The organism is Algoriphagus sp. SE2 (genome assembly GCF_039563885.1).
Classification (GTDB): Bacteria; Bacteroidota; Bacteroidia; order Cytophagales; family Cyclobacteriaceae; genus Algoriphagus.
The window spans coordinates 1-18,837 of record NZ_JBCLWJ010000003.1 but is presented as its reverse complement, the minus strand read 5'-3'; the positions used below and the strand labels follow the sequence as shown (position 1 = coordinate 18,837).

Sequence of the window (18,837 nt, the reverse complement as noted above, 5' to 3'; positions counted from 1 at the left end):
TTTCAAGGCGTATAAGTGATAAAAAGAAGTTGTAAATATGTAATGAAGGTTAGTTTAAAACCTGGAGGATTGTGAGATAAAATCCACAACGCACTAATCGTTGTCTCCCACAAAAAAAAGCGTAAAATGATAAATAAATTTGTCTGTCTTTTATATGAAATATAGAGAAAATGACAACTAACTTCTATGTGAAAAAAATTATAAATATGAAAAACCTATTCCTAGTATGCTTAATATTTTTTAGTATCCTTTTTATAGCCTACCCACAAAGCAATGAAGGGAAAGTATTAACAGACACGATTTATTCAGAAAATCTTGAAAATGATTTTGGAGAGAATCCTAACCGCGCCGTTTCAGTATATCTTCCCCCAGGATACGATGAAAGCGAACAACGCTATCCAGTGATCTATTTTCTTCATGGATTTTCCGGAGATAATAGAATGTTAACTCCAATGGCTGGGTTATTGGATTTTGCCATTTCATCAAATAAAATTCGACCTTTTATACTCGTTATACCCGACCAAAAAACAACCTATGATGGGAGCTTTTATAGTAATAGTCAGATTTTCGGTAATTGGGAAGATTTTACAGCTTTCGACTTAGTAGAATATGTGGATACTAATTTCCGTACAATTGCCAAAAGTGAAAGTCGCGGAATTACAGGACACAGTATGGGAGGGTACGGTGCAATTAAAATAGCAATGCATCATCCGGAAATATTCAGCAGTGTATATGCATTAAGTCCTGGAGCATTGGCAATTGTCAGAGAATATGGACCAAACAGCAGTACATATAGGGATTTTGCCACTGTAAAAAATCAAGAAGACCTCAATAAACTATATTTTGGTAAAGTAATCGTGGCCTTTGGTAAATCGTGGTCTCCCAATCCAAACAATCCACCTTTTTATTGCGATGTCCCTTTTGAATACAATGAAGGAGTGCTAGAAGTGAACCAGGAAGTACTGGAAAAATGGTATAAAAATATGCCCTTTTATATGATTGATGATTACCTGGATAATTTAAATAAACTTAAAGCCATAAAATTTGATTGGGGAAGAAATGCAGGTGACCGGTTTACAATACAATGCAAAATGTTCAGCCAGAAATTGGAAAATGTAGGGATTAAACATTATGCAGAGGAATACATTGGGACCCATGTTAATAACATTTATACAACAGATGGGCGTATTCCTAACCAGATGTTACCTTTTTTTGATTTCTATTTAGATTTTAGTCAGGAATAAAAAACTAAAAATCGAGTTCTTGAAAAAGTCTTTTGTTAAGGCGAACAAACTATATAACGGGTAAGTAAATGCAAGAAAGTGTTAATTATTAAAAATAGAATTGCAGAAATATTCTATCAAAACAAATTACAACTGAAAGTAAAAAAAATTGAAAAGCCTATTTACACTAAACGTTAGCTTACTTTTATGAAATAATGAATCTAAGAAAAATATACTCTACACTTTTTGTCCTGACTCTGTCTTGCAATTTATCATTTGCTCAATGGCCAATGTCAAACGACTCAGAATTTAATTCTAAGGTTGAAGCGCCAACATACGAAAAAGGAAAAGGGCCAAAAATTCTTTTAGATGGGGCTCATCATAACTTTTTCATTCAGTGGGATTTCATTAAACCCTTTTCTGATCTCGCAAAAGCCGATGGATATCAAACTCTAGTTGATAGTTCGGAATTCACGCCTGAATACTTAAATCGCTTTGATATTGTAATTATTGTAACAGCACTTCCATTCGACTTTACGACAAAAAAAGAAGTCACTGATGAATCAACATTCTCAACAGAAGAGATAAATAGTTTGTATGACTGGGTAGATAATGGGGGCTCGCTGCTTATTTTTAGTGAACACGCACCATTCGACCAAGCCATTAATCCTTTACTGAATAAATTTGGTATTACATCAAGTATCGGGACAACAATTGACACCTCCCATTATGACCAAAATATAGGAAGAACTGGTTGGATTGAATTTTCGAATGAAAATGGATTACTAAATAGTGAACATCCAATTATCACAGGTCAAAACCCATCGGATCGTGTTAATCGGCTTCTAACTTTCGGAGGAAGTGGCCTTTCGGGTGAAGGCTATTCAAATTTATTGATTTTATCAGAATCATCTGAAAACGTAATGCATCCAACGGGAGTAGGCCCCATTGGAATGGGTAATTCTCAGGGATTAGCTGGAACAAAAGGAAAAGGGAAAGTGGTGGCGTTTGGAGACTCTAACGGTTTTACAGCAATGATTTTTGAATTAGAAGATGGTTCTAAACAAAGAGCTGGATTGAATCTTGAGGGATATGATTGGAAGCAATTTGTAATCAATACGTTACATTGGCTTTCCGATAAATAAAAAAACGTATTGTAACCTAGTCTTCCTTGATCTATTATTTTGGGTACTGTTGCTAAAACGAATAAGATTATTTCAGAGGAATAATAAATCATACTGCTAGAGCGGTAGGCGTTATAGCAGGACAGTTTCACTTCATTATAAAGAAAATTTAATGATAAAATTCTTTAGAAAAATTCGCCAAAAGCTACTCTCTGAAAATAAATTTAGCAAGTATCTACTTTATGCTATTGGCGAGATTGCATTAGTTATGGTTGGGATTTTATTGGCTCTTCAGGTTAATAATTGGAATGAATCCAGAAAAGAGCGAGTTCAAGAAATCAAACTCTATGAAAATCTATTGGTAAGTTTGACTGCAGATTCTACAGATGTAGTAACATTTAGTGGACTTATAAGAGCTGGAATGGAAGCTCAAAAATTTTTCATCAGCAATTCATATCAAGAACTTGTTGAGAACTATACAATTCAACAGCTCGAAGATTCTATTAAAAAAGCTGGACAAATCGGCGCCAGTTTTTTTCCTAGATATAGCGCATATAATCAATTGTCAAACGGTGGTTTCCATGCACTTCTCCAATCTGAAGAGATAAAATCCAAATTGTTAGAGCTATATGACAGAAGATACCAACGCTATTTGCATATAGACGCAAGCATTGATGAGAAATCGGAATTTCATATCAAGCCAATTATTAAGGGAGATCTTCAAATTTTTTATGACCGTAATAATATACAGCCTGCAAGCGTATTCGACATAAAGAAATTCGAAAGATTTTACCCTAAACTTGTAATAGAATTAAGTAGTAGTATTAGTACAGTTAGTAATGCTCTTGATTCCCTTCAGAATTGTCAAGAGGCTATCAACGAACTATTGTCTCTCATTCGAGACGAACTCGAACACTTGAAAAGTTAGGTTTTAAATATTTAAAAAATAACGAAAGCAGAACAACGCTTTCCTTGAATAATAAAGCGTTCATTTTCTAGCATTTTTCCTTGGCTTAATCTGTTTTTGATCCTCTTGAGGCGGACTGGTTTTGATTGCTTACTTTTTGGCCTGATTGGAAGAAGTCAAGATTGGGTAGTATGTGGACTTGGATGTGGATTATGCAAATCGTAATTAATGAATAACTTAAGATAAAATAGGTCGTCCATGATCTATTCTTTTTGGTTCTGTTTGTAAAACAAACTGGATTATACCAAGAGAAGAAACAAACCTGCTTTTCAGAATCTGTAATACTGAACCTGTTTCAAATGACTATAAAACCAATAAACGATTGAATAAAGCCACATCATAATTTTTCTAATCTTCCACCCAGGATAAAAAATACCCAATACTAGATATTTCTATATAAAAAAATGGCTGACGGTCTTATTACTTCGCTTGAAAAAGGTTGAAACTTATCTTTTGGAATAGCAAAGTTGAAAAAAAGGTAATTTCCGTTTGTTGTGGATAAAACCATTTTATCTCACTATTTATCGGTAAATTAAAAATTCAACTCTTTATTAAAATCCGATTAGACCTAAACGCTATAGGGTTTATAAAAGTGTTAGCTTTCATCATTCCCAACCAATAAGCTAATGATAAAATTCTTTAGAAAAATTAGACATAATTTACTGACAGAAGGTAATACTGTCAAATATCTGAAATATGCTCTTGGTGAAATATTGCTAGTTGTTATTGGTATTTTGATTGCATTAAGTATTAATAATTGGAATGAATTAAGAAAGACTCACAATCAAGATAATGAGTTTCTAAGAAATCTGAAGGTTGAATTAACCGTAGATATTTCCTCCCTTTCGAGTAGAAAAACTCAATATCAAGCAATAAATTATAACATAGCAAATACAATTAAACTTTTTGATAGAGGTGATGAAAATCTTACTTCTGCTGAACAGCAGGTAATTGTTTCAGCTCTAAGTCAATTTCAAATGTTTTCTCCAATTGATAAAAATATCAATCGAAATGATCTAATTATCGCACAAGGTACAATTGATAGAATTGACAAAGAGCTGAATCAAGAATTCCTTAAATACCTTCAAGAAACTCTTGAAATTAATGCTGCTATTACAAAGTTGGGGGAAACATTACAACAGCTGGAAATTCTTAAGATTCATCCAAATGTCGATTACAATTATATAGATCCCAATACCAATAAACTTGATTTCAATTTCAAAGAAATCGCTAATAAAAGAGATGTAAGAAATGCATTACAAAAATCATTTGGCTATCACAAAGAATACATTACTATTATGGCTGAAAAAATAGATGAAGCCGAAAAGCTAATTACTTTGATTAATAAAAACTTGAATAGATCAGATTAAGAAATGACGGAGGGGTATCAATGCCTAAAATGTTTATGGCTCCCATTCCTTTGTCACTCCTTTCATACAAGCAGTTAGCCTTCATTAAAACGCGGAAATTCCAATGATAAAATTCTTTAGAAAAATAAGACAGAATATAATTACAGAAGGCAAAACTGGGAAGTATTTACTCTATGCCTAAGGAGAAATATTGCTGGTGGTTATTGGAATTTTGATTGCCCTGAAAATTAATAACTGGAATGAACAACAGAAATTAAGGAAACTGGAACTCAGCTATTATAAAATCTAAAAACTGATTTGGTTAAGGATTCTTTAGAGTTTGAGTTTAAGAGCAGGAATGCCCAACAAAATATGATGAAATTGACCAATATCTTAAACTTTATTGATAGTGGTTATGACATTACGCAAACTGAAATTTCAAATGTCGAATGGGGCCAAACCATAGTTCAAGATACCGCAGCTTTATGGCTATCTATTTCACAGGCAGGCTTTGTGCAGTTTCCTCATATTTTTGAAAATACCATTACCGATTTAAGAGCGACCGGAAATATTAAATTGCTCACCAATATCGAACTTAAAAATGAATTGACTAATTATTATAACTTCCAAAAAGTGCATAACGACTGGAATCAATCTTACCTCCCAAACAGAACACAGGTAGATTTGGCAGTTAACCATATTCTACCCCTAAAAGCTAGAACTGCTTATAATCAAGTTGATTTGGATAGTATTTATGAAAACCTCAACGATTTTTCGGAATTTGGACAATTTATAGAATCCATTAAAACTCAAAAAGATTTTAAGGCTTTGCTGGTTGGCATGTACCATATTCAAACACGCATTGTCAAGCAATGCTATCAAAGAACATCCATCTTAATTGAAATTAAAGAAGCAATAGAGCAGGAAATTAAAAACTTAACAAAAGATTGAAAAAAGAAAGTTTTTTTGGTCGAAATCTAATTGTTGACTTTCGAGAAAATACGAAGCAACAAATTTCCGTATTTGCTTATTGCTATTTTTTAAAAAATGCCTAAACAAGCAATATTAATATTTCATAATTAATCAAACTCGGTGCTGCAATAAATGTAGCTTTTTAACATCGATATTAATGAATAACTTAAGATAGTATCGGCCTTCCTTGATCCCTCTTTTTGGTGCTGTTTGTAAAATGAAGCCGATAATATCAAAGAAACTATAAATCATCCTGCTAGAGCAATAGACCTTACCCTCAGAAATGTAGCCCTCTTTAGAAAGAAAAATCGATAACCACCATTTTTTCAATAAAATATATTACCCCACTATTTATCAGTAATTTAAAGATTCAACTCTTTTTTGTAATCCTTTTAGATATAAATGCTATTGGGTTAATAAACATGTTATACAACCTTAGAAATGAAAAAACTCACCTTACAATTTTTACTCATTCTTTTTGCTGGTTTTTCCTACGCCCAAAGTGAAGTAGCATACCTACTCAATCATACTCCTAATTCTGATAAAATTGAAGTGGTGTTAGAATTTGAGACGTTACCATCTAGTAGTATCAAATTAGTAATCCCAAGAAGTGCACCCGGAACGTACGAGCTAACAAACTATTTTGCATTTGTTGATCAAGTGAAAGGATATACTGTTTCAGGTAAAACATTAAATGGTATAATGGGAGATGGCTCCTATTTTTTATTTGAGGAGAGTGATGAATCGGTAAAAAAGATAAGTTATGAAGTAGATGTAAGAAAAATGGAATTGGATTTATTAGGTAGCTATGCCAGTTCTAAAATGAGAGATAATTATTTAGGGATTCTTGGTTATTCTGTTTTTGGTTTTGTGGAAGGATTAGAAAGTAAGCCAATTGAGTTAACAATAAACACAAACAAGGACTGGCCTATTTTTAGCACGTTAAGACCTTCTATCGAACAAAAAAAAGGTACTGATTTTTATGAGGTGGATAACTTTTCTTTATTAGTAGATGCGCAGTTCCTATTAGGAAAAGCGGTTCAAATTTTTCAGGTCAAGGACGCTGAAATTCCTTTGTTTGTTGCTGCTTATTCTGAAACGCCCATAAATATGGAAGAAATTGGTAGAAGAGGTTTGTTGTCCCTGAATGGGCTAGCTAATTATTTCGGATATATTCCCATGCCTCACTATACTATGTGTTATGAGTTTCTCAAGCCTATTTCCAGATTACATGACTATGGGTTTTCGATGGAGCATCTTAACAGCATGACCGCCAGTATGGATACTTCCAAAGCCATTCTGGCGTATCAGGAAAATGCCAACATTGGGACTATTGTTCATCATATAGGTCATTCCTGGCTTCCTTTGCGCTCATATGGAACTGGTTATCGTCCCTTTGAATGGCAAACAGCACCTATTATAGAGACCATATGGATGAATGAAGGTTTTATGTGGTACATATCATTTTATAATGTATTGAATGATAAAACCATTCCATTCTATTTCTTCAATAAAAATATGGATGAGGCTCCTGATTACATTCAGGAAAAATCTCTAAAAGATTTGTCAATACTTGGATCTACACAATATGGATTGGACTTTAGAATTGGAAAAAATTTATTTTCAAGAGGAGCTCTTTTAGCACATGATCTTGATGTAGTAATACAAGAGAAGACAAGCGGAGAGAAATCATTTAAAGATGCTATTTTGGGATTATTGAATTGGACTAAAGAAAACGGCAGAGCATTTGAATATGATCAAATAGAATCTATTATGTCTGAAGCTACGGGAGTTGACCTAAAAGATGTTTGGGACGAATGGCAAAAGCCCAGAAAAAAATAGAAATGTTATGTAACCCTCCTATACTTTTCTGATTATGGTTATTTCATCTTCCACCAGAAAAAAATCAAGTATCGGACAGTTCAATAATAAATATAGCTGGTCTCCTTTTTGCTTCGCTTAAAAGGAATGAACCCTTCCTTTTGGAGTATCCAGGTTGGAATAACTGAATGAAAACGTTTGCCGTCGTCATCAGAATTTTATTTCGCTATTTATCGGTAACTTAAAGATTCAACTCTTTGTAAAATCCTATTAGATATAAAGGCTATTGGGTTTAAAAAGGTGTTGTGATTCATTATCAGAAATCACTAACCAATGATAAAATTCTTTCGGAAAATTAGGCAACAAATGCTGACTGAAAATAAAGTCAGCAAATACCTTGTTTATGCCATTGGAGAAATTGTGCTTGTAGTCATTGGAATTCTCATTGCTTTACAGATTAATAATTGGAATGAATCGCGTAAAAGCAGAGTTGTCGAAATTGAGTTACTTAAAACTATAAAAACTGATTTGGACAGAACCTTAATTGATCTCAAAGATGACTATGAGTATCATCTGGAAAGTCAAAAATATGGCAATAGATTTAAGCGCTTCTTATTGGGTGAGAAGATGTTAGAGGATTCAATATTTCTGCACTTTAGTTACCTAAGTCAAGACCGACATTTTTTCCCAAATTCAGTAGGTTATGAATCATTTAAAACCTCTGAAATGAATATAATTTCAAATGACACACTTAGATTAGAAATTGCCGAACTATATGAACTTACTTTCCCGAGGATAAAAGAATGGGACGAATCGAATCCCAGATGGGACATTAGTATGGCCCTTCATCCTTATGTTAATAAGCATTTCATTATAACAGATCAATTAGTGGAGAATCAAATAAGTTATTCTCGATATCCTGAATATAAATTAATATTAAAATCACTTGATGAGATTAGAAATGATAATGGATTACAAATTGATCTTCAAGAAACATTTCAGATTAGAAGGCGGAAAATTAATTTGAATTTAACCGGTATTGAAAGAATAGAATCGGTTCTTTCAGATATAAATAATGAACTTGAAAAATTAATATCGGATAATTGACTATTTCCAAATGGGGAAAATAATTAAGGAGTGTAAATAAAAATAACCAAAGTCCATAAACAGATAGGATCGGCATAGCCAAAGCGTATTGTTCTTTATTATCAGAAACCGCTAACCAATGATAAAATTCTTTCGAAAAATTAGGCAACAATTGCTGACTGAAAATAAAGTCAGCAAATACCTTATTTATGCCATTGGAGAAATTGTGCTTGTAGTTATAGGAATTCTCATTGCTTTACAGATTAATAATTGGAATGAGTATCAAAAAGAGCGGAAAACAGAGTCCAAGGTATTAAAAGAAGTAGCCGAAAATCTGGAAGCGAATATTTTAAGGTTGCAGTCATTGATAGAAAGGGGCAATATAGATAACCAAGCATCTGATGTTATTACTTCTGTAATTGATAATAATTTATCCTATTCTGATTCATTAAACACATACTTTTATTTTGCACTGAATCCAGTTGATGAAGGATCATTTTTGTCCTACGTTGGGTTTGAATCCTTGAAAAATGAGGGGTTCGAAATTATTCATGATGACCAACTAAAAAAAGAAATAATCAATTTGTTCGAGGGGATTTATAGGGACTTACAAGCCAAGTACAATCGTACGAATTTGATATCAACTCCGGATTTAAATAATTTTAGAGAACAACATTTTCTTTTCCAAACAGATTCTGTAAGACAACAAATAGGTCACATGCCTTTGGATTTTGACAATTTGATTAAAAACAAACATTTCAAGAGTAAGTTGGCTTCGACTAAAGCAATTAGACTCTGGATTAACTCGTCATTACTTCAGAGTCTTGAAGAAACCCATAGAATACTTCAACTTATAAAGGCTGAATTGATGAAATCTGATTGATTGAATTAAAGAGATATATTAAGAATTTAAAAATAACGAAAGGCTAAAAAACAGCTAGGATCGGCATAGCCAAAGCGTGTCGTTCTTCATTAAGATACCGCTAACCAATGATAAAATTCTTTCGAAAGATTAGGCAACAATTGTTGACTGAAAATAAAGTCAGCAAATATCTACTTTATGCGATTGGCGAAATTGTGCTAGTGGTTATTGGTATTTTGATTGCCTTGGGAATAAATAACTGGAATCAAAATCAAATCGCAATTGAAAAAGAAAATAGAGCTTTGGCTAATCTGATTTTGGATTTAGAGGAACAATCAAATCAGCTAGTCGATTTTATTTCAGGAGAAAATGAATATTATGAATCTGGGATCTATTTATCCGAGCATTATGCCAAAAACAAGGAATTTCAAATTAATGACACACTTTTTTCAAAACTAAATATTCTGGGAGCAAGAATAACGTTCAAACCCATTAATACTACTTTTCAAGAACTAATATCCACTGGAAATATAGGATTAATAAGGAATGAAAAACTTAGAAGAAAATTAATTCAGTTTTTCAATGAGATGGATAGAATATCAGAAATAAGCGCAAAAAACAATACCAATATTGTTGATGCACTATACAACCCTTTATTGCTTAAGTCAACCGTATTTATACACAAATACGAATATGAATCAGATTATACCAAGACAGTATTTAAAGACATATCAAATGATCAAAACAGAATATTCGACTCAGAATCATTAGAAAATTTATACTCGGCTTCAAGAGATGTTTTAGAAAAACCAGAGAATGCGCTAAACCTATTTAATCTTATTCAGATTAGAACTCAAATGGCAAACGTGCAATTAATAAAATACAATGAATTGAATCAGGAAATTGAAGCATTGATTAAGGAGATACAATTAGAACTGGAAAAATAACGAAAGCACAACAACGGATATATTGCATGCTCTCCAGAAAATGTAAGATCCACTTCCAGTTATTCTCTCCCAGAGTGCTAATAGAATTTTATAAGTCACTTTTTATATCTCCGGATGGTTAATTGGTTAGTCATTAAACTCCTTGAAACCTTTTAATAATACGCTGATTTCGACTTATCCAGCCTCCTTCCAGCACGAAAAACACCCTTTACTGTTTAATCTGATTAAGAAGTTAGCTAACATTCTTTTACTTCACTTAAAGAGAATTGAAACTTTTCTTTTTGAATGGCAAGGTTTAAAAAAAGGTTATTTCCGTTTGTTCTGGGTGATACCATTTTATCTCACTATTTATCAGTACCTTATAAATTCAACTTTTTATAAAAACAGAATGAGGTATAAATGCTAATAGGTTTATACAAGTGTTCTCTCCAACTAATAAAAAATTAAATTTTCAAAATTATCTAATTAACTAATAAATAAAGAACTATGGAAAATGCAGGATATATATTAACGGAAATTTGGAAAGCAAGGCCATCTTGGGTAGAAATGACAGATGTTCAACGAAAAACCTATTTCGATGATAAAATTAATCCTTTGTTAATGGAAATGATTGGAAAAGGAGCTGAATTATTAGGCTGTGCAGTAAATAATAACACCGGAAATGAAAGAATCGATTATCAGTTTATGGCAATTTGGAAATTTCCAACTAAAGAATTTTCAGATAAGCTTGAAAAAGCAGCAAAAGAGGCTGGTTTTTTAGATTATTTCGAACAAGTTAATTTTAGCGGAGACTTAATTACACCTCCCATGTTGAATGACAGTATGATTAACCTGTAATAACCAGTAAAGAGAATAGAAAGCCGGCAAGAACAGGCCTTACTATAGTAGCCATAAAGGAATCAAAAGTATCTCTGTAGTAGTTCTTATATTAATCGAGATTCTTTTGTATCTCCCAATAGACTTATTAGGCGTGTACACCCAACAAACAATTGAATAACAGCCTTCCCAGGATTTATTTAATCTTTCATCCAATACTGCTTATTGCGATAAAACAATTAGCTAACATACTTTTTACTTCGCTAAACAAGAAATAAAACTCTCCTTTAGAATAGCAAGGTTAGAAATACCAATTGTAAAAGTTTGCTGTCGGATTAAAACCAAATTATCTCGCTATTTATCAGTAACTTAAAAAATCAACTCTATTTAAAAAACCTATTAGAAATAAACGTTAGTGGGTTTGTATATGTGTTAGATACAACATCAAAAATTTCAAAACCATGAAACCGTACTTCGCCCAATTTATCTTTTTGTTTTTATTAGGTTCTTTCAGTAATCAAATAATAGCCCAGGTATCGGACCCAGAGCTAAAAGAAAGATTTAGAACAAGATCCATTGAGCTTGAAAATAAGGGCTTGGCAGAACCATTTAAAGGAATTACAACTGATGGGAATGTTAAGGAAGGTCTCTTCGGACTTCACTCCACCGGAGTCTCTACCGAACCTGTCCGTAAGGCAGCTGTCGCGTTCCTGGAATCTCTGGATGCCGAGCAGCAAGAAAAAATAAAATTCTCAATCAATGACGATGAGTGGCGAAAATGGATGAATCAAGACTTCTATGTTCGGCAAGGTGTTGGTTTCGTTGACATGTCAGATAAGCAACGTAGTGCTGCATTTGAACTTATGAGTGCTGGGCTTAGCGCAAAAGGATTAAAATTGAGCAAAGACATCATGAAGTTGAATTATACGCTGGGAGAGATCAACGAGAACTTCGACAGATATGGTGAATGGCTTTATTGGATAACTATTATGGGAGAGCCCTCTGATACTGAACCATGGGGTTGGCAAATGGATGGACACCATCTGATCATCAACTATTTTGTTTTAGGTGATCAAGTTGTAATGACTCCTTTATTTGTTGGGTCAGAACCCGTCATTGCTGAAACAGGAAAGTACAAAGGAATTTCGATCCTGCAGGATGAGCAGGATTCAGGCTTAATGATGCTAAGGTCATTAAATGACAAGCAAAAGAGTGAGGCTGTAATCGAGCTGTCCAAAGAAAAAAGTAATAACCTGACAGAGGCTTTCAAAGATAATGTGGTGTTGGACTATGCGGGTACTAAAGCATCTTCATTTTCAGCGGAACAAAAGGCACAGCTACTCCAACTTATAAAACTTTATGTCGACAATATGGACGATGGTCATGCGAAAGTAAAAATGGACGAGGTAGAGAAATATGTGGATGACACCTGGTTTGCCTGGATCGGAGGAGACGAAGACAATTCAGTCTATTACTATCGGATTCAAAGTCCTGTCATTATCATTGAATTTGATCATCAGCCACCAGTTGGTACAAGAAAATTATACGGAACTGAAGTCCATCGACAACATATCCATGCAGTTGTGCGAACACCGAATGGCAATGATTATGGAAAAGATCTACTTAAGCAGCATTATAAAGAACACCCACACAATAAATGATCTGATGCCATATTTCATGTTATTTATCAGGACGATATCGCATATCGTTTTCCAAAGTTTAATACCACTCCGATTATAATTAGTTATAATATTCCTACCGAAACAAAAAACACCCTTTACTGAATATTCCGATAAAGAATTCAGTTGACAATCTTCTTACTTCGCGTAAAAGGAATGAAACTTTCATTTTGAAATAGTAAGGTTGAAAAAACCAATCTTAACCATTTGTTATCAATAAAAATATTTTATCTCATTATTTATCAATACCTTTTAAACTCAATCCTCTATAAAACCCTATTTGATATAACCCCTCTTTGGCTTATACAACTGATGACAGTGATTTTATAAAATGCATGACTAGATCGATTTAAAAACAAATGAAAGAAGGTTTAATAAAAGACACTTACGAATTGGTGTTAAAAGAAATACAGACAATTATTACTTTATCTTATATTATTGTCGTTGGAATAGGGATGCTTTTTAACTTTCAGAAATATTCGGAATTTGGAATAAATATATTTGATTACTCGGATGTATTTGACTTTCTCATTGCTCCTTTTTCTGATTTCTATATACTACTTTTTGCTGTCGGATCAATAACAATTGTTTTTATTTTAATTAAAATGGACTCGTTTTGGGAAAAAAAGTGGCCAAAATCTTATGCGAGATTGAACTTTGGAGGCAACAAAAAATCTTGGTATAAAACATATAGAATTATTGTATTCGGAGTAAGTTTTATTCTTTATTTATATATATCTGCTGATTTTTATGGAACATATACAAAGGATAAAATAAATAGTCTTGAAAATACTTCAATAAGACTAGAAGACAATGAAATTAGGTCAGGAAAATTAATAGGCAAAACGAAAGATGTGATTTTCATACTTAATGACGAAAATGTTTATGCTATACCTATTTCTTCATTAGTTAAGGAAATAAAGATAAAATAAAAATCCTTCAAAATATTTGGCTTAATTAAAAAATTAATGATCCAAATGAATAACTTATTCACAGTAGCTATCTTTTATTCCAAAGAAGAAAAGTAAAAGTATAGATGACAAGTTTCAATAACATATTGATTCCATTTATTATTGATTCAGTCATTAATATACCATTCAATGGAAAATCTAAAACCATGAAAAATGTAACAACATCCCTACTATTTATCATGCTGCTGGTTTCAAGCTGTACCAATAATCAGGAAAAAGACATCAGTATTGATAAGAAGAGCAGCTATTGGGATTATTCCAACAGTGAGGATCAGCTTACCGGTGGTATTAACATGATCCCTATTGAAACACCAAAAGGAACATTCAATGTATATACCAAACGCATGGGAAACAATCCTAAAATGCGTTTATTGCTTTTACATGGAGGCCCTGGCCTAACGCATGAGGAATTTATAAATTTTGATGGATATCTGCCCGTTGAAGAAATTGAATACATCTATTACGATCAACTTGATTCCTACTACAGCGATAAGCCCAACGACTCATCCCTTTGGACCATTGAGCATTTTGTAGAAGAAGTAGAGCAAGTCCGCAAGGCTTTAAACCTGGACAAAGATAATTTCTACCTTCTTGGGCAATCTTGGGGTGGAATTCTTGCGATGGAATATGCCCTTAAATACCAGGATAATTTAAAAGGGTTGATCGTTTCAAATATGGTAGCCAGCATTCCTGAGTACAATAAATATGCGGAAGAGGTCTTAGGTCCACAATTACCCGAAGATGTTTTAAAAGAAATAAGGGAAATCGAAGCCAATAAAGACTATGGCAACCCAAAATACGAAGAGCTTCTTATGGAACATTTTTACACGGAGCATACACTACGTATGCCTTTAGAAAAATGGCCCAAACCCGTAGAATTACTTTTTCAGCATCTTAACCCAGACATCTATGTATATATGCAAGGTCCAAGCGAGTTTGGAATTACCGAAGAAGCAACGCTAAGCGATTGGGATATTTCCGACCGGTTAAAAGAAATAAAAGTACCCACACTCATGGTGGGTGCCACACACGACACCATGGATCCTGAATATATGAAATGGATGGCAACGCAAGTTCAAAAAGGAAGAAGTGTTACGACCAATGGTAGTCATTTATCGCAATTGGATGACCCTGAAACGTATTTTAATGGGATAATCAAGTTTATTAAAGATGTGGACTCTGGGGAATTTAAATGATCAATCAAATGAAAGGTAAATGATAAAATTCTTTCGGAGACTCCGATATAACCTCATGGAAAAAAACAAAAACGGAAATCCTTCTTGGCCAGTAGGCAGGTATCTGAAATACGCTATTGGAGAAATTATTCTTGTGGTTATCGGAATTTTAATCGCGTTGCAGATAAATAATTGGAATGAAGAGCAAAAAGCCATTCATAAGCAATCATTGGTTTTAAAGGAGCTACTGAATTCAATAAACAACGATTTCTATGAATATGATAGTTATTTAGATCCCAGGCTTCAGATAAAAAAAAGTGGAATCGATAGTCTTGATGCTTACATGATAGATAACAAAGGAATTAATGATTCTCTTTTTATTAATTTTTACAACATGGCAAGACAAGATGTTCATTTTCGATATGGCAATGGCCCCTTTGAAGCACTTAAATCAAGTGGTCTGGATTTAATAAGAAATGATTCTCTGAGAACACATATCAACAACAGCTATACATCTGGATTACCAACATTGGTTCTTTTCGCGAATGAATATTACTACGAGACCAAACCTAAAATTGATGAGTTGTTTTATAAGCTTATAGGAATAAGGCAGCAAAATCTTCCAAACGGCTCAAGTAATCTAGTTAACAATCTAAAAGTGGATGATGTCCTAACTAATGAAGATTTTCTTTGGGCTCTTCAATTAGAGAAAGATAAATACGAACAATATACCTCACGATTAATTCAAATAAGAACTACTTTATTAGATTTAAAAACAGCAATAGAAAAAGAATTGGAGGAATAAGGAAAGTACAACCAATTGGAAGAAGCTCTTATTTAGGGCCAGATTAATATCATGGATGTGATCCAGGTAACCTTTGAGGTTTTTGAAACCTCAAAGGTTTTAAATATTCAGATCGAACTTAGAGTTTACGTCATTGGAGCTCAGGAACATGAAGAAGCGTTGTTCCCTCGGTTTGTAAATTTTAGAAAATCAAACCATTTAATCATGGGAATTAAAAAATTCAATGATACAATCGATATTTGGATAGAAGAACTAACTCGATTCAATATTGGGCAACTTCAGACTAAACCGGATGACAGAAGTTGGTCTCTTGGACAGCTCTACCAACATCTGATAGAAGAGACTAGTTGGTACAACGATCAAATTCTAATGACTCTTGGTAACGAAAAGAATATTGAAAAAGAGACTTCAGATAGTGCTAAAATTCTTTTGGATAGGGGTTCATTTGAAAACAAACGATTTCAAGGCGACCCACTTATTTCGGAAAATATCAAACAGCCCACCAATAAAGCTCAATTAAAATCAGAATTGGAACGATTAAAAAAGAACACCAACGTAATCTGGGTAAAAATGACTGGTACCTCAAAATATGGAAAATCAGAACATCCTGGAATTGGATTTTTGAATTGTTTCGAATGGATTCAATATTCAGAAATGCATATGAGGCACCATTTAAAACAGAAGAAGCGAATCGAAAAATTTTTAGAATCAATAAAATAACTCCTAAGAACAGTAGCTTCCATGAATAGTCAAAAGTTCATTTTCTAGTTTTTTTCTTTGTTCCTCCTGTTTTAGATACTCCTGAGCCTTACTGGCTATACTTTTTAGACTGATTGGAAGAAGCTCCTATTCAGGGCCAGATAAACATCGTGGATGTAATCCGGGTAACCTTTGAGGTTTCAAAAACCTCAAAGGTTTTAAATATTCAGATCGAACTTGGAGTTTACATCATCGAAGTTCAAGGTTCTACCCTCTTTATGATAGTCAAACGATATACTTTTTGGGTTTCCCATTATGCTTTGTGGTTAATCGTTCAACCCCAGGGAACCTATGAATAAAAGTTTATTTTCTATTTTTAGGGTTTCAAACCCGATCAAAAAATATCCAAAACTGGGTATTTCGATTCAGAATTAAATTGTCATTCTTATCACTTCGCTTAAAATATGTTGAAATTTCGATTTTGGGAAATTGATTATTGAATATTATTATCGTTTTTCTTTGGATAAGAATATTTTATCCCAAAATTTTTATTAAATTAAATCAAAATTTTGAACTAAAACATACTAAATATTAACGCTTTTGGGTTTATAAATAAATGTTATAATCAACTAAAACAACCCATTTGAAGAAATACTATTTAGTATTCAAACTAGAACCTTTGTTAATTTTTCGACAAATAAAATTAAAAGGACCATAGTTGTTTTTTAATCTTCCGAAGATTAAAACTCCCAATTGAGTGATTCTGTAAAATCGACTCTTTTTCTAGCAAAAATTACAGATGAATTTTGCTCTACGCTAATATAAATTTCAAGATTTAATTGTTATTAATCTTGAAAATAGAAACAAACCTACTTAAAAAGACTAAGACAAATTTATACTTAAAACAGAATAAATAATATATATTATAAAGACCCTTTCTTCCTTTCCATTTTCTTGAAATGAAAGTTTTTATGGGTATTGATTTTTAATTGAAATTTTTATTAACTCAAAAACCAAATAAATTATGGCAGAAAACAACAATCCACAAGAAGTAATGGATCTCAATGCTTCAATGGACCAATTACAGGGAGTTTTAATGACTGGAGATTCTCCCAAAGGCGAACTTTGGAAAGCCTGGCATTTTCTTCAGGTTTATTCTACATGGGGATTAAGGCTACCACACACTGACGGTACACTTAAACAAACACTAGGGATATCCGACACAGGGCCTTATCAGTTTTACCCTTCAATGCTACAGGGCTATCAACAAATTTTTGAAGCATCTGATCATTTTCAAAAAAAGGTTTTTCCCGAAGTAGTTGCCATGGGTAATTCCCTTAGGCGATTTGCAGAAGCAGCTAAAACAGGTGATGATGGCACTTTTGATGCCATAAATGAATTAATAGATGCTGGTGATGCTGATTCTCTTGCTGCCGTTTTAGAATTAATTGAAGACCTTCAAAGTCAAGCGGCTAAAAATGTTTCTGATGCCGAAAATGTGGGGCTATTACTCGCCGACTATTCGGCTAAACTAGTAGCAGCAGAGTCAACAGTGAAGGCCACGCAGCAAAAAGTAGAATCTGATGCAAACGTTTCTAGTACACGAATAAAGGAATTAAAAGGTGGAAAAGAGATGACTGGGTCAATTGAAAATTTCAAAACACTCATGAATACTTTTCAAAAAGAGTATGACCATAATGTTATCGTGGCATCTACTTCCCCTACCTATGCCTGGGTTTTTCCATTTGGAACCATTGCAGCGACAGTTGTTGCCGGGATTTATGGAGATAAAGCAGTACAAGCACTGAAGAATTTCAATAAAATGAAGGCCCAATTTGCAGCAGCAAAAAGCGAACTTGAAGTTGCTACTAATGCACACAATGTTCAATCACTTGCAAACGAAGGTTTAACAAAAGCAAAAGATTTGACCCAAAAGGCAATTAATGATACCAATACAGTAAAAAATGCTTGGAATTCCCTTTCAAGTAACCTGACAGTTGTGAGTAATAAAGTGGAAGGAATGACCAATGATGCTGAAGATAAAAAGCTCAAAGCAAAGGCTCTTATTAAACTATATTCAAAACAAGCTGGGAAAGCCTGGGCAAAACTTTGGCCTGCCATTCAGGAGTTAACGACTGACCCTTATATTACAATAGAAAGCACGGACAAAGGAATTGATGATCTCATTGCAGCCATTTTGACAAACTTAGATAGCCCTGCAACAAAAAATTAATCATCTTTTCAGAACAATCGGGTAATCAATAAATTGAATTCATTATTTACTCGGGTAACGTTCAATTATTACTACCAGGCCTTGCTTCTGAAGCATTGATCTGGTAGT

At 33.3% G+C, this 18,837-nt stretch carries 18 protein-coding genes; all 18 read left to right on the top strand.

The annotated features are described in order from the left end of the window. The first annotated feature begins 206 nt into the window (after positions 1-206). The 18 genes from AAGF08_RS04240 to AAGF08_RS04160 all read left to right on the top strand — a co-directional run bounded on the left by AAGF08_RS04240 (position 207) and on the right by AAGF08_RS04160 (position 18,729). Positions 207-1,244: an alpha/beta fold hydrolase gene (locus AAGF08_RS04240; RefSeq protein ID WP_343509792.1), complete on the top strand. Its 1,038-nt coding sequence runs from the start codon at positions 207-209 to the stop codon at positions 1,242-1,244. A gap of 269 nt (positions 1,245-1,513) precedes the next feature. Further along, positions 1,514-2,368, top strand: coding sequence for a hypothetical protein (locus AAGF08_RS04235; protein ID WP_343509790.1), 855 nt, complete (start codon positions 1,514-1,516; stop codon positions 2,366-2,368). Between the two features lie 151 nt (positions 2,369-2,519). Continuing rightward, entirely contained in the window at positions 2,520-3,275 is a 756-nt protein-coding gene (locus AAGF08_RS04230) for a DUF6090 family protein (protein WP_343509789.1), read from the top strand. Between the two features lie 665 nt (positions 3,276-3,940). After that, a complete protein-coding gene (locus AAGF08_RS04225; RefSeq protein ID WP_343509788.1) occupies positions 3,941-4,684 on the top strand; it encodes a DUF6090 family protein in 744 nt (247 codons plus the stop codon). A gap of 196 nt (positions 4,685-4,880) precedes the next feature. Next, entirely contained in the window at positions 4,881-4,973 is a 93-nt protein-coding gene (locus AAGF08_RS20545; RefSeq protein ID WP_353527392.1) for a hypothetical protein, read from the top strand. 62 nt (positions 4,974-5,035) lie between these two features. Next, a complete protein-coding gene (locus tag AAGF08_RS04220) occupies positions 5,036-5,614 on the top strand; it encodes a hypothetical protein (RefSeq protein WP_343509787.1) in 579 nt (192 codons plus the stop codon). Between the two features lie 462 nt (positions 5,615-6,076). Then, positions 6,077-7,477: a hypothetical protein gene (locus tag AAGF08_RS04215; protein WP_343509786.1), complete on the top strand. Its 1,401-nt coding sequence runs from the start codon at positions 6,077-6,079 to the stop codon at positions 7,475-7,477. A gap of 312 nt (positions 7,478-7,789) precedes the next feature. Next, positions 7,790-8,563: a DUF6090 family protein gene (locus tag AAGF08_RS04210; protein ID WP_343509785.1), complete on the top strand. Its 774-nt coding sequence runs from the start codon at positions 7,790-7,792 to the stop codon at positions 8,561-8,563. 118 nt (positions 8,564-8,681) lie between these two features. Next, on the top strand, positions 8,682-9,425 hold the full coding sequence (locus AAGF08_RS04205) for a DUF6090 family protein (RefSeq protein WP_343509783.1): 744 nt from the start codon (positions 8,682-8,684) through the stop codon (positions 9,423-9,425). 107 nt (positions 9,426-9,532) lie between these two features. After that, positions 9,533-10,351: a DUF6090 family protein gene (locus AAGF08_RS04200; RefSeq protein ID WP_343509782.1), complete on the top strand. Its 819-nt coding sequence runs from the start codon at positions 9,533-9,535 to the stop codon at positions 10,349-10,351. Between the two features lie 486 nt (positions 10,352-10,837). Then, the gene (locus AAGF08_RS04195) at positions 10,838-11,188 is read left to right on the top strand and encodes a DUF6616 family protein (RefSeq protein ID WP_343509781.1); all 351 of its coding nucleotides are present in this window, start codon (positions 10,838-10,840) and stop codon (positions 11,186-11,188) included. A gap of 440 nt (positions 11,189-11,628) precedes the next feature. Then, on the top strand, positions 11,629-12,828 hold the full coding sequence (locus AAGF08_RS04190) for a DUF3500 domain-containing protein (RefSeq protein WP_343509779.1): 1,200 nt from the start codon (positions 11,629-11,631) through the stop codon (positions 12,826-12,828). Between the two features lie 377 nt (positions 12,829-13,205). Further along, entirely contained in the window at positions 13,206-13,778 is a 573-nt protein-coding gene (locus AAGF08_RS04185) for a hypothetical protein (protein WP_343509778.1), read from the top strand. Positions 13,779-13,963: 185 nt separating this feature from the next. Next, entirely contained in the window at positions 13,964-15,013 is a 1,050-nt protein-coding gene (locus AAGF08_RS04180; RefSeq protein ID WP_343509777.1) for a proline iminopeptidase-family hydrolase, read from the top strand. 55 nt (positions 15,014-15,068) lie between these two features. After that, a complete protein-coding gene (locus tag AAGF08_RS04175; RefSeq protein WP_343509776.1) occupies positions 15,069-15,797 on the top strand; it encodes a DUF6090 family protein in 729 nt (242 codons plus the stop codon). 57 nt (positions 15,798-15,854) lie between these two features. Continuing rightward, a complete protein-coding gene (locus AAGF08_RS04170; RefSeq protein ID WP_343509775.1) occupies positions 15,855-16,517 on the top strand; it encodes a hypothetical protein in 663 nt (220 codons plus the stop codon). Positions 16,518-16,630: 113 nt separating this feature from the next. Beyond that, entirely contained in the window at positions 16,631-16,855 is a 225-nt protein-coding gene (locus AAGF08_RS04165; RefSeq protein ID WP_343509774.1) for a hypothetical protein, read from the top strand. A 665-nt stretch (positions 16,856-17,520) separates the two neighbouring features. Continuing rightward, positions 17,521-18,729, top strand: coding sequence for a hypothetical protein (locus AAGF08_RS04160; protein WP_343509772.1), 1,209 nt, complete (start codon positions 17,521-17,523; stop codon positions 18,727-18,729). Positions 18,730-18,837 lie beyond the last annotated feature (108 nt).